Below are 12,030 nucleotides of genomic sequence, written 5' to 3'. Positions count from 1 at the left end.
CATTCCGAACAGAGTCGTTAAGCCCCGGTGCGCCTATGGTACTGCCTTCACCGGTGGGAGAGTCGGTCGCCGCCAACTTTACACGTAGCTCCCCCTGCTTCGCTTTCACCAGCGACCAGCAGGGGGAGCTTTGCGTTTGTGTCAATGCTTGGCTTCTTGATAGGAATAAATTTGCTTTTCGTGAATATAAGTTATAGCCATAAAACAAACGAATGCATTAAATTGTGTAGTTATATTATATCATGATTTTATGCTTAAAGGGTATCCTAGAATAGTAACTTGCTTAACATTGACCATTTATGAAAAATAACGTTGTTCTTATCACAGGAGGTACTTCTGGTATAGGTCGAGCATGTGCTTTAGAGTTCGGTAGGGCAGGGTATATAGTAGTTATTACGGGTCGGGATGCTGTTAAATTAGCTAGCACTGCTACTGAATTAAACGCTGCCGGTGTTAAATACCATACTGTGAAAGCTGATGTTGGAGATATAGCGGCGGCTACTCAGGTAATAGCCGAAACAATTACAGCTTTTGGTCGGCTTGACGTTCTTATCAACAATGCGGGCTTGAGCATGAGAGCAAAATTTGCTGATGTTGACGTGAAAGTGTTGGAGCAGCTTATGCAAACCAACTTCTTTGGCACCGTTTATATTACTAAAGCCGCACTGCCATACTTGCTGCAAAGTAAAGGCACTATAGTGGGTATTAGTAGTATAGCGGGCTTTCGGGGGTTGCCGGGGCGCACTGGCTACTCCGCTTCCAAATTTGCTATGAACGGTTTTCTGGAAGCTTTGCGCACCGAATTATTGCCACAGGGAGTTAACATTCTCACCGCTGCTCCGGGCTTTACTGCGTCTAACATTCGGCACGCAGCCTTGATGGCCGATGGGAGGGCCCAGAACGATACGCCACGCGATGAAGGCAACATGATGAGCAGTGAGGAGGTAGCTCGCTTGTTGCGGGAAGCGGTAAGGAAACGCCGCCGTACTTTGGTCTTAACGGCTCAGGGTAAACTAACAGTTTTCTTGAATAAGTGGCTGCCTGGCTTAACCGATAAGCTTGTTTTAGCTAATTTCCGCAAAGAGGAAGGCGATTTTTAATGGCCCTAGTAGTCAGCGGGGGTATAAATAGGGCGGCTTTTACCGGACGTATTTGGCTCTATTCTAATATAAATGCATCAGAAATGCGCACGTAGGCTGTGCGTTCTTGCCAGCGAACGCGCAGCCAGATATCCTGTCGGTCTAGTATCGGTAAGCGGTCGCCAGGTGCGGCGGTGCTTAACCAAGCAGACCCTGCGCCTGGCCCGGCCATAAGGGCTACCCCTGGGCGCGCTACAATGCCGATAGGGGCGGGCTTCAACCAATAAAGGTACCCGCTTGTAGCGAGTAGGTAGAAGCTATAGCCGAGCCAAACGCCTCGGCCCGTGCGTCGACGCCGTAGCAGCAAGCCCACTGCCGCCAGCACGGCGATGCTAAGCAAGCCTTGCAGTGCCGGGTAGTAGTAGCGGAGCAATTGGATGCGCACATCTTGCTGCCAAGTAGTAGGGTAGCCCACCAGCCGCTGGCGCTGGGCAAGCGCCGCTAGCTGCCGCCAAGTGCTAAGGCGTGGCTGCCGAATTAGTGCCATGTTCAGGTAAAGCAGCTCGGCGGTATAGTGGGCTTGCTGATGCTCGGCGAAAGCCAGCCTTAGCAGCAGGCGCGCCGATACCTGCCGCTGTTGCCAAACCTGCGCCCGGTATAAGGGTAGCGCCGCTTCATACTGCCCCTGCTCGAAAAGAGAATCAGCACGCTGGTGCTGAGTAGGCATTGAAGAAGAACCAGCCGCCGAAAAAAAACTTGTTTTAGGAGGGGCGGACAATGCACAGAAAGGCAGAATAATAAGATTACTGGCGATGCGTAGCGCGCGAAAAAAAATGGATTTCTTTCGCCGCGAGGTTGTCAGATTAGAAATAGCGCTGTACTTTTGCACCCACAAAAACGGTAAAACACCGCGGTTGTAAAACTCAAATACAAAAGTACCGATTCTGTAGCTCAGCTGGTAGAGCAGTACACTTTTAATGTACGGGTCCTGGGTTCGAATCCCAGCGGAATCACTCTAACGCTCTTAGCCTCACGCTAAGGGCGTTTTTTGTTTTATATTAATTTGCTGCACTAACCGGGCATCAGCATAATCGCATAAATTGGCTGGGCTGCGCCAGGCCAAGGATTCACGTAGCATACCATGATGCTGCGCAGTGATGGTAAGGGCTGTTCTGGGGCTGTCGTGCTTGTGAAGCACCTTAAAAAGCCCTCAACCTAAGCCAGCAAAGATTTTGCTCTGTAGGTACCTGTTTAAAGGCGGCGGCCGTATAGGCGCCTGCGGCTGTATACTTTCCATGTCATGCAAATTGACCCTTTCTACGCGTTGATACCTGACGGCGGGGCCGACTATCTCTGGCACGACAGTAACCAGTGCCTGTTGGCGGAGCAGATAGTGCCTGCCCTGCGGCGGCCCGGTACCAATCCCGCTCATCATTGTCCTTGTTGCGCATCACTCAACCGCCCGCTACGCCCATGCCGGCCACAGCCGCCCCGCTTAGTGCAGGTGCAGCCTTGCCAGGCACGCTAGAGCGGCTGTTTTGCTTCTTTGCCGACACCCGGGTAGGACGCCTTGGTGTTAGCTTTCTTTTTTCCGCACATGCCTAGCAGAAATATCTTTTCTACCACCTTATCGCTGGGAGCACTGGAGTGGGCTATCGCTCTGGCGCAGCACACGGTGTCGACTACCGGGCCCAGCGAGCCGCCCGCTGCCGAGCTGGTGCACTACCTGCTGTATTGCAGCGCGGCCGTGCGGCCATTCAGCGAAGCGGAGCTTGCCGATTTGCTTGAAGAGTCGCAGGCCAATAATAGCCGCGACGATATTACGGGGCTGCTGTGCTACGACCAGGGGCACTTTGTGCAAGTGCTGGAGGGTAGTGCCAAGAGCATAACCCGGCTGTTCGACCGCATCTTGGCCGACCCGCGCCACCACAAAGTGCGCCTGCTGTGCCGGGGCAGCAGCACGTGCCGGCAGTTCGACGACTGGCACATGGCTTTCACGAAGGCTGACAGCCGGGATTTTTACTGGACAATCAGTTTTCTCGAAGCGCAGCAAAACGATTTGCTACTGCCGCAGGTGCCGGTGCCCGAGCCTCACCTGCCGCCGCTTCTGTACAGCTTCAGCCGCACCTGCGACCACCTGCTGCCCCGCCCCGGCCCCGTGCCGCGCTCCTACGTAGGCGGGCTGCCCTTCTACGATGCGCTTGCCGTCATCAGCGCCTGAATACTGCGTAGCGCTCACCTAGCCAGCAAAGCCCCCGCAGCGGGTTTGCTGGCTAGGTGCTTTTAGGGGCGAAGCTGGCAAATAGAACTTTGTGAAGAAAGGTCTTTAGTTGTAGGAGGTAACTGCCAGCTCCAGCACCCGCTCGAAACCCGTGTAGGGGCCTGCGTACTCGTGGGCGGCTGGCACTAGCTGCGCGGGCTGCCGGCTGAAGGCAGGCACCCGAAATTCGTCGCTTGCCTCTATAATGGCATACGCCACTACGTCGGCCACCGTGGTGATAGGAGGCGCATCGGCCGGATGGCAGAAAATTGCAATTTCAACCGTTTCGTATAAGTCTGGCAATACGCCGTCGTTTTCTTGCACTAGTGCCGAAAAAGCTTCTTTGTAACTTAGATAATTCATAATTAGATAGCTTATAATTTCCTAATTCAGCCGCAAATCTAGGTGCTTGCTTAGTTAAAGTGCAAATATGATTTATATTTTAACTGGTTTCTGATAATTATCTTCTTTCTTCTGGGAAGCGTCCTAGCAAATACGATAAAACCTAGTATGGGGCGGGCAAGCAAGGTAGTGAAGCGCGCCTGGCCAGACTTGTTTTGCAAAGTCTGTGCCGAGGTGCCGCGTGGCAAGCGCAACGGGGCCTTTGCCTGGAGCACCTGCGCGGGCTGAACGATAAATAGACTTATAGCAAGAACATGCTGGCTTGAGCAAGGGGCAGGCGACGGACTACCCGTCGGCATTGGTGGTAGAGGCAGCTGCTCGGTTTTCAAACGTGGCCTCGGGCAGGTGGCCCGGGTGCGGGGTGTGGATACAAAAACGTCCCGGCTGGTAGCCGGGACGTTTGCGTGCGAAAATGGGCGCGGGCAACTACCGGGCCGCAGACGTAGCCGGCGTTAGGGTTGGCTCTAGCGAGTCGTGGTAGCCCAAGCCATTGAGCGTAAAGCGGAAGCTGCTAAAGGCCCGCACGGCTTTGGCCTGGCAGGTTAGGCTCACATACACGGCACCGGTAGTGGCGCGCTGGTCGCTGTTGGGTAGGGGGCCGGGCTTGCAGGCGGCATCGCGCAGGGTTTTCACGACTACGTTGGTGCGCAGGTCGGCCACGCCGAGCTGGTACACGCGCACCGAAGCCACCTGCGGGCAGCCATTTTCCGTCACGGTAGTCCAGTCTATCTGCACCGGCACGGTTACGGTTTTGCCGGTGCCCACCACAATGTCGGTGGTGTAGGAATAGGCGCGGGGCTGCTGCGCCGGGGTGGCGTAGGTAGTATCGTAGCACAGCGTTTTGGTGCTTGCGATAGGCTCGGCCGACGGCGCGCTCTTCATGCTGGTGTTCGACTCGCGGCAGGCGGCCAGCATCGCGAGCGCCGCCAGGCCGAGTAAGGACTTTTTCATAACAAAATAAGGTGAGCCAATAGAATAGTTACACCTCAAACGTAAGAAAAACGGCCTGGTTTTAAGCAGAAGCCAAACAACGGGCGCTGGCTGGGGAGCGTCTGGTTTTAAAATCGAATAGTACCGTAAAACCCGGTTTTTAAAGATAAAAAACTGTTTTGCGCCGTGGCTGGCGAGGTAGCGGGCGAGCCCTAGAGGCTGGTTTGAAACACGCGGGCCAGCACTTCATCCTGCAAGGCGCCGCTCAGGGGCAGGCGCCGGCCGGCCACGGCCAGCGCATGGCCGGTGGCGGCCGTGGCGTGGCCCAGGGCCACGGTGCAGGTAGCGTTGATGCGCAAAAACTGCGGCTCGGGCAGCTGGCCGGCCAGCGCCGCAAACGACTCTTCGGTAGTCAGCTCCTGGTGCAGCGTTTTGATGCGCGTGCAAGTGCCTAGGTCTTCCACGTACAGCACCTCGGCCAGGCGCAGCTGCACCAGCTGCTGGTTTACCCACAAATACAAGCCATCGGTGCGGGGCTGGGCAAACATGCCGCCCGTGAGGGCCGGCCCGGCCGCCGGCCGCTGCGTGTGCAGGCGGCCCGCCACCTGCCGAAAGCGCGCCGGGCAAAAGGGCTTGAGCAGGTAGTCGACCACCCCGTAGGTGCCGTAGCTCTGCAGGTTGTAGTCGGGGTAAGAAGAGGTAAGCACCACCGCCGGCCCCTGGCCCGCCGGGCGCAGCAGCCGCAGGCCGGCCAGCAGCGGCAGCTCGATGGGCAAGAAAAGCACATCGACCGGCTGCGTGCGCAAATAGGCCTGCGCTTGGGCGGGGCTGGTGCAGCTGGCCACCAGCGAAAGCGCGGGCGCTTGCTGCACGCAGGCCGCCAGCGCCGCCGCCGCGCCTGGGTCGCCATCAACGACGAGGCAGCGGAGAGGAGCAGCCGGGGCGGGCGTAGCAGCGGGCGAGTAACGCATGGCGGACAGCATAGTAGCGCTAGTTTTGAATTGGCCAACCACTGGCGAATTGCACTTAGCTGACGCAAAACTACCCGGCCGTTTTTTGGCCTCCTGGCTTTTTAGGTGAATAGTCCAAAACGAACGGTGAACGGGCCGTTTGCTCGTTTAGCCCCGGCTTACGCTGCCGTCTATGGTTCAGGTTAAGCGGGCGGTGTGTGCGGCCAGCGCCTCAAGCCCAAAACGCCTACCGAATGCCCACCTGCTTGCTGCCCGCGCGCCCGTATTTGGTGGGAAAATACACCAGCCCGGCGCGGGCGGGGTTGAGGGTGTACTGCCCCCGGTAGCGCGGCTGCACCGCCACCCGGAACGTGTGCCGGCCAACGGGCAGGTAGTCAACAAAAATGCCGGCTTGGTGGCGCAGGTTTTCGCGGTGCGTTTCGAGCGAGTTGCGCACCGGGGCGGGGCCATAGGAGCAGCCCGCCGGAATGGGCACCTCCAGCAGCACGTAGCGCGCCTCGGCCTGCACATCCACCGTCACCACGAGCTCGGCGGGCTGGCCGGCGCGCAGGCTGAGGCGGCGGCCCGCTTGGCCCGCCAGCGTAGTCGCCACGGTAAAAGGCTTGGCTACGGCTTCGGGCGCGGGGTTCCAGCGGGTTTGGTAGGCGGTGGCGTACACGGGCAGCGCGCCGGTTTTGCGCAGCGTGAGCGCGCCGGTGGCGGGCAGCTTCAAGTCAAACGGAAACTTACTGATAGTCCCCGCTGCCTCGGCGGCCGGCGCGCCCGCCAGCTGCACCTGGGCCGTAGCCGCCTGCCCGCCCGGCCCCAGCAAATCGGGCCCAATGGTAGCCAATATCTGGGCGGCCTCGTAGGTGCTGCCCCAGTAGCTGCCGCCGCGCAGCTCCAGCAAAAACGTGCGGATGCGCGCCAGCTCGGCCGCGTGCCCGCCCTGGGCGCGCAGCACGCGGTAGGCCAGCAGGGTGGTGCCCACACGGTCGGGCAGCAGGTAGCGGTAGTAGGTGTTGCGGCCCGCCGTATCGGCGTAAAACGCGCCGCCCAGCGCGGTGCGCAGGCGGTAGCGCCGCAGGCTGTCGAGCTGGTAGGGCAGGCCCAATTGCTGGCGCAGTTCCACGCTGGCCAGGTAGCGGTCGAGGGCGCGGCGGCCGGGCTGGGCGCGGTCGAGGCGGTCGAGGTAGGTGCGGTAGTCGGTGGCGGTACCGAGCTGGTGCAGCACGCGCAGCAGGCGCAGGGCTTCGTCGGCATCGGGGCTGGGCGGGATGGGTAGCGCGGCCGCCCCGCGCCGTTGGGCGGCCAGCGGTGCAGGCGGGGCAGGCGTGCTCAGGCGCTCATCCAGTTCGCGCAGCAGGCGGGCTTGCAGTTGCGGCTTGTCGAGGTCGATTTTAAAACCAGCCTTCTCAGCGGCCAGCAGCGCTTCCAGCGCGTGGGCCGACACCCAGACGCTGGGCGCGGCCCCCGGCCAGGTGCCCCACAGCGCCGCGGGCTGCGGCTGGCCCTGCCGCAGCTTGCGGATGAGCACCTGCACCGCCCGCTGCCCCCGAAACTCCTCGCCCCGCGCCACCCGGATGTGCTGCTCCAGCAGCAGCGCCAGTAGCTTGGAAGCCAGCTGCTCGTGGCAGAGGTAGGCGTAGGCCTGCACGTGTTTTATCTCGGCTAGCAGCGTGGGTAGGGCGTCGCTTTCAAGGTGTACCGTCACCTCGCCTAGCTTGGCATCGAGCGGCAGCGTGAGGGTCGTGTCGGCGGCCGTGATGGCCGCGAAGGTGCCCAGCTGCTCGCGGGTGCCGGCTGACAGCACCGGCAGGCTGCGTTGCTCGCCGTCGGCGTAGCCGCCGGCCTGCGCCAGGCCAAACGTAACCTGCACCGAATCGGCCCCGGCGGCCGGGGCCGTTACCGTCAGCGTATCGACAACCGACGTGCCCACGCGCCGGGCCTGGCTGCGCACGGTTTGCGCACCTACTTTAAAGGTGGTCGTGACCTGCGCCGTGTCGGGCTGGTAATTTAACACCTTGCCCAGCACCTGCGCCCGGTCGCCGGCCACCAAGAAGCGCGGCCCGGCCAGTTCGGCCAGCAGGCCCTTGAACGAGCGCAGCCGCCCGGTGGCCGCGCCCGTGCGCCGGTGCCCGTCCGAGCCGATTACGAAGGTGTCCCAGCTGGTTACGTCGTCGGGCAGCACCACGTCGGTAGTGGCGCGGCCCTGCGCGTCGGTCACGAGGGTGGGCCGCCACCAGGCGTAGTCGCGGAAGCGGCGGCGCAAGGCCAGGCGCGGGTCGCCGGCGGGCACGTCGGGCAGGGTGGGCGGGGCGAGGGTGGGCAGCGGCCGCAGCTTGCCGAGGTCGGGGCTGCCTTTGGTGGTGATGATGAGCACGCCATTGGCGGCCCGCGCGCCGTAGGTAGCCGTGGCCTCGGCATCCTTCAGCACCGTTACGTTGGCGATGTTGTCGGGCGAGATATCGGCCAGGTTGCCCGTGTACACCTGGCCATCCACCACGAGTAGCGCCTGCTCGCCGCCCGTGGCCGAGCGGGTGCCACGCAGCGTAATGCCACCGTGGATATAGCCGCTGCCGGAGGTGACTTGCACGCCCGCTACCCGGCCTTGCAAGCCGTAGCTGATGGTTGAGACTGCGCCAGTCATGTAGCTGACTTGCTGCGAGCCGTAGCCTACTACCACCACTTCGTTCAGGGCCGAATTTAAAGCCGAACTACTGATGCCCAGCTTAAAATAGACTTCGTTAGCGGTAGTAATAAGCTGTTCTTCAGTAGTGTAGCCGATAGAGGCAGCCAGTAGCGTCAGGCTACCCGGCGGCACTTGCAGCGTGAAGCTGCCATCAGCATCGGTTGCAGTACCAACAGCTGTGCCTTTCACTAGAATTGTTACGCCCGGTAGCCCTTCCTCTGTTTTGCGGTCGATTACCTGACCGTGCAGCGTGCGCCAGTCGGGCCGGGGCGGCCCCAGGTGTATAGGCAATGGTGGCTCGGGCCGGGCGGGCGGCGCGGCGGCCGGCTCCCGCGTCACGGGGAAGTAGCGCGCCCGCACCAGCCGCCCGATGCGGCGGCTGAGCGCCCCGGCCGGCTGCCGGTCGGCCCAGCGCAGCTGGAAGTACAGCTGGCCATCGGCCTGCACGCGGGCCAGCCCGGCCGGGAGCAGGCAGGTGCTGTCGCTGAGCAGCACGGCCACCCGGTAGCGGCCGGGGGCCAGGGCCAGCAGCCGGTATTGCCGGCTCAGGCGCAGGTACTTGGGCTGGTCGGGGCGCGTGAGCAGCACGTAGCGCAGCGTGGGCAGCGGGTGGCGGGCCGTGTCGGGGCGCGGCGGCAGGCGCAGGGCCAGGCGGCCCTGGCCGGGCAGCGTCTGGGTAGGCTCGTCGAGCTCGGCCTCGGGCGCGAGGGGCGCTGGGTAGAGCCAAGGCCGGATGCTGGCCTCGGTGAGGGCAAAATCGGCCAGCGGCAGTAGGTCGGGCAGCCCGGCCCCGTTGAGCCGGCCGAAGCGCGCCGGTGGTACGGCCACCATTTTTAGAAGCTTGGGCTGAGGCGTGTAGGCAAACAGCGGCTCAAACAAGAACTTGAGCCGCAGCCCGTCGGCCCGGCGCAGCAGTACCGAATCGGGCCGGAACGGGCCGGTCAGGCCGTAGCCATCGGGGCGCAACACCCGCAACAGCTGGCCTTGCCGCAGCGCGGTGAGCGTGAAGTTGCGGCGCTCATCGAACAGTAAGACGGTGCGACTCAGCGTGAGCTGCTCGGCGGGCGTGAGCTGGCGCGGGCGCTTTTCCACCGTTAGCTCGGGGCGGGGGTGGTTAAGGTCGATGCTGAGCGTAAGCTTGTGCTGCGGGCGCAGGTACACGTTGCGCAGGGTGATAAGCCGGTCGGGCAGGCGCAAGCTCAGCGTGTGGTGGCCGCTGTCGGCCACCAGGGTGTAGGGCTCCCGGTAGTTTATTAGATGAATGTAAGCCGGCTGCCCATCGACGTACATCGCGATGGGCGCTTGCACCCGCCCCGAATCGACCACGAACGGCGCTATCTGCGTGAGCCCGCCCGGCGCGGGCCGGTACTCCTGAAACAGGCCGGTATCAGGATATAGAAAGCGGTAAAATTGCAGCGAATCGAGCCCGAGCCGCGTGCGCCACCGCGCCCACGGCAGCGGCTGGCGGGTAGTCGCATCCCGGTCAAACGCCGCACCCAGCTTGAAGCGCCGCCGCGCTGCCCGCCCCAGCACCGGCCGCGCCAGCGTGGGCACGGCCGGCAGGTTGGGCGCGCCAAACTTGTGGTTGTAGGCGTAGGCCGTGAGGTCGGCATCGGGCACGGGCCGCCCGCGCTCGTCGGTGACGATGAAGCCCAGCTTGATTTTCTGGCCGGGGTAGGCCACGGCGGGCTGGTCGGTGGCCACCAGCAGCTGGCGCGGCGGCAAACCCACCGTGTACTCGGCCACGCGCAGGGTTGCGCCCCAGCGGTAGTGCAGCGACACGTGCCACGCCGCCGCGCTTTTATCCTTGATTTTTAATTGGTAAGATGCGCCGTAGCCCCGGTAGCGCAGCGCGTTGCCCCGGTACACGAAGTACCAGAACGGCACCCGGCGCGGGTTGTCCACGGCCAGCAGCACCGAGTCGGCGGTGCGGTCCGAGCGCAGGCTGAGGCCAGCATTGCCCGCGTCGAGGTCGAGGCTGGCCGAGCGGCCGGCCGCATCGGTAAGGCGGTAGGTGGCGGTCAGAAAATTGAGCGGCACGCTCAGCGGCAGCTGCACGGCGCGGGGCGGGGTAGCGGCCCGGCCGGGCTCAGCGCGGGCATCGAGGTGCAACAGGGCGCGGTGCGGCCGGGCCACGCCCAGCGAGTCGTAGGTGAGGCGCACCGAGTCGGCGCTGAGCGAGAGTTGGAGCCGGCCGGGGTCGCGCTGGTAGGCTACGCTGGTAGTTTCGAGGTGGCGCTCGTTGTCGGCGGTGAGGAAGGTAGCCTGCACCTCGTAGCCAAAATCCACGTCGGGAAAGATGCCGGGCGGCAGGTTCACGCGGGTTTCGCCCACCGGGTCGAGGGCCTGGGTGTGCGTCCAGAGCGTATCGGCGATGAAAATCTGCTGCCGCGGCAGCAGCCCCGGCTCGCGCTGGGGCACCACCGCCAGCCGCACTTGCGCATCGAGCAGGGGCAGCTCGTTGGCATCGGTGCCGCGCAGGTACACGGCCTGCGGCTGGCCGTGGCGCTGGGTTCTTTCGGCCACGCGCAGGGCGTAGTGGGCATTGTCGAGCTCGTAGTCTTCGACCTGGAAGCGCTGGCGAGCCACCTCGCGCCCGCGCCGGTTAGTGAGGTAGACATACGCCTCCTCATCGGTGCGCAAGCCCAGCGTATCGGCCAGCGGCAGCACGTATTCGTAGGAGCCGGGGCGCACCGGGCGCAACTCGGCCAGGCGCTTGCCCGGCTCGTCAGGCGCGGGCTCGTCGGCCGACAGCCACAGCGTGAGCGGCCCGCGGTAGGGGCGGCCAGTGCGGCGGCGTAGCACCCGCGCCTTCAGGCGCAGGGTGTCGGCGGTGGGCCGGTAGCGCGGCTGGCTCAGCACCAGGTAGCTGGCCCAGCGCTGCTGGCGGCGGTAGCGCCGATGGCGCTGGCGCTCGTCGCGCACATCATCATTAAAGGGCGAGCGCACCAGCCCCACCAGGCCCGTGGTAGCGCGCGAGGCGTGCCGCAAATCGTGCCCCAGCTGGCGCAGCGGCCCCGTGGCGTAGCCCAGCGGCCAGCCTAATACCACCCGCCGCCACACCCGCCCGCCCAGCGAGTGCAGCCCCTGCCGGGGCTGCTCCAGCGCGTGAAACGTGGTGCGCCCGCCATAGGCCACGGCCAGCAAGCCCGCGTGGCCGCGCCGTGCCCGGCGGTAGGTGCCAGTGGCGGCATCGAAGGGCACCGGGCGGCGGCCCAGTTGCACCCGCGCCCCCGGCAGCAGGCAACCCAGCGAGTCGCGCACCACCAGTGCCAAATCGACCTGGTTGCTAAGGACTTCTACGGTGCGGTTGGTTTCGGTGCGCAGCCAGTATACCAGCTGCGCGCCCTCGGTGTGGGCCACCAGGTAGTAGCCCGGCGGCAGCGGCCGGGGCCGCAGGCTGTCAGTCGGAAACGAATCGACGGGCACTGCGAAAAAATCGGGCCGGGCGGCGCGCAGGCCGTGCTCGTAGAGGTGCCGCGTCTGGGCTTCGCTGAGGCGAAAAACCTTGGTGAGGTAGCTGCTTTGCCGGGCCGCCGCGAGGCGCTGCTGCGCCTGGGCGGTGGTGAAGATTCCGCAGAAAAACAAGAAGAGTAGCAGTCGCGGCATAGGGTAGGGTACTGGCGTGCGCCAGTACGATGCCGGTTGGGGGCGGATTGCACACGTGAACCTCACCCCCCGGCCCCCTCTCCAAAAAAGAGGGGGAGCCTGACGAGT

Annotated in this window: 7 protein-coding genes and 1 tRNA gene; 3 read left to right on the top strand and 5 right to left on the bottom strand. The window is 63.3% G+C overall.

The window, feature by feature from the left end; genetic code table 11:
* Positions 1 to 299 precede the first annotated feature (299 nt).
* Positions 300 to 1,100, top strand: coding sequence for an SDR family oxidoreductase (locus tag VFO93_RS17825; RefSeq protein WP_325135735.1), 801 nt, complete (start codon positions 300 to 302; stop codon positions 1,098 to 1,100).
* Positions 1,101 to 1,158: 58 nt separating this feature from the next.
* On the opposite strand, the gene VFO93_RS17820 is transcribed toward VFO93_RS17825, so the two are convergent.
* Positions 1,159 to 1,968: a hypothetical protein gene (locus tag VFO93_RS17820; RefSeq protein ID WP_325135734.1), complete on the bottom strand. Its 810-nt coding sequence runs from the start codon at positions 1,966 to 1,968 to the stop codon at positions 1,159 to 1,161.
* Between the two features lie 51 nt (positions 1,969 to 2,019).
* Here VFO93_RS17820 and VFO93_RS17815 point away from each other — a divergent pair.
* Positions 2,020 to 2,092 (top strand) — tRNA-Lys (locus VFO93_RS17815).
* A 584-nt stretch (positions 2,093 to 2,676) separates the two neighbouring features.
* A complete protein-coding gene (locus tag VFO93_RS17810; RefSeq protein WP_325135733.1) occupies positions 2,677 to 3,300 on the top strand; it encodes a BLUF domain-containing protein in 624 nt (207 codons plus the stop codon).
* Between the two features lie 105 nt (positions 3,301 to 3,405).
* Here the strand turns inward: VFO93_RS17810 and VFO93_RS17805 are convergent, their stop codons facing one another.
* The 4 genes from VFO93_RS17805 to VFO93_RS17790 all read right to left on the bottom strand — a co-directional run bounded on the left by VFO93_RS17805 (position 3,406) and on the right by VFO93_RS17790 (position 11,922).
* Positions 3,406 to 3,702, bottom strand: coding sequence for a hypothetical protein (locus tag VFO93_RS17805; RefSeq protein ID WP_325135732.1), 297 nt, complete (start codon positions 3,700 to 3,702; stop codon positions 3,406 to 3,408).
* 465 nt (positions 3,703 to 4,167) lie between these two features.
* A complete protein-coding gene (locus VFO93_RS17800; protein ID WP_325135731.1) occupies positions 4,168 to 4,692 on the bottom strand; it encodes a hypothetical protein in 525 nt (174 codons plus the stop codon).
* 191 nt (positions 4,693 to 4,883) lie between these two features.
* Positions 4,884 to 5,642 (bottom strand): LytR/AlgR family response regulator transcription factor, encoded by a 759-nt coding sequence (locus VFO93_RS17795; protein WP_325135730.1) that lies wholly within the window; start codon positions 5,640 to 5,642, stop codon positions 4,884 to 4,886.
* 226 nt (positions 5,643 to 5,868) lie between these two features.
* Positions 5,869 to 11,922: a carboxypeptidase-like regulatory domain-containing protein gene (locus VFO93_RS17790; protein WP_325135729.1), complete on the bottom strand. Its 6,054-nt coding sequence runs from the start codon at positions 11,920 to 11,922 to the stop codon at positions 5,869 to 5,871.
* Between the last annotated feature and the right edge of the window lie 108 nt (positions 11,923 to 12,030).

Source organism: Hymenobacter sp. (assembly GCF_035709525.1).
GTDB lineage: Bacteria > Bacteroidota > Bacteroidia > Cytophagales > Hymenobacteraceae > Hymenobacter.
This window is presented reverse-complemented; position numbering and strand designations above follow the sequence as displayed.

Coding starts and splice junctions, on each gene's coding strand:
- VFO93_RS17810 (WP_325135733.1), top strand. CDS start 2,677: ATGCCTAGCAGAAATATCTTTTCTACCACCTTATCGCTGGGAGCACTG.
- VFO93_RS17790 (WP_325135729.1), bottom strand. CDS start 11,922: ATGCCGCGACTGCTACTCTTCTTGTTTTTCTGCGGAATCTTCACCACC.
- VFO93_RS17800 (WP_325135731.1), bottom strand. CDS start 4,692: ATGAAAAAGTCCTTACTCGGCCTGGCGGCGCTCGCGATGCTGGCCGCC.
- VFO93_RS17805 (WP_325135732.1), bottom strand. CDS start 3,702: ATGAATTATCTAAGTTACAAAGAAGCTTTTTCGGCACTAGTGCAAGAA.
- VFO93_RS17825 (WP_325135735.1), top strand. CDS start 300: ATGAAAAATAACGTTGTTCTTATCACAGGAGGTACTTCTGGTATAGGT.
- VFO93_RS17795 (WP_325135730.1), bottom strand. CDS start 5,642: ATGCGTTACTCGCCCGCTGCTACGCCCGCCCCGGCTGCTCCTCTCCGC.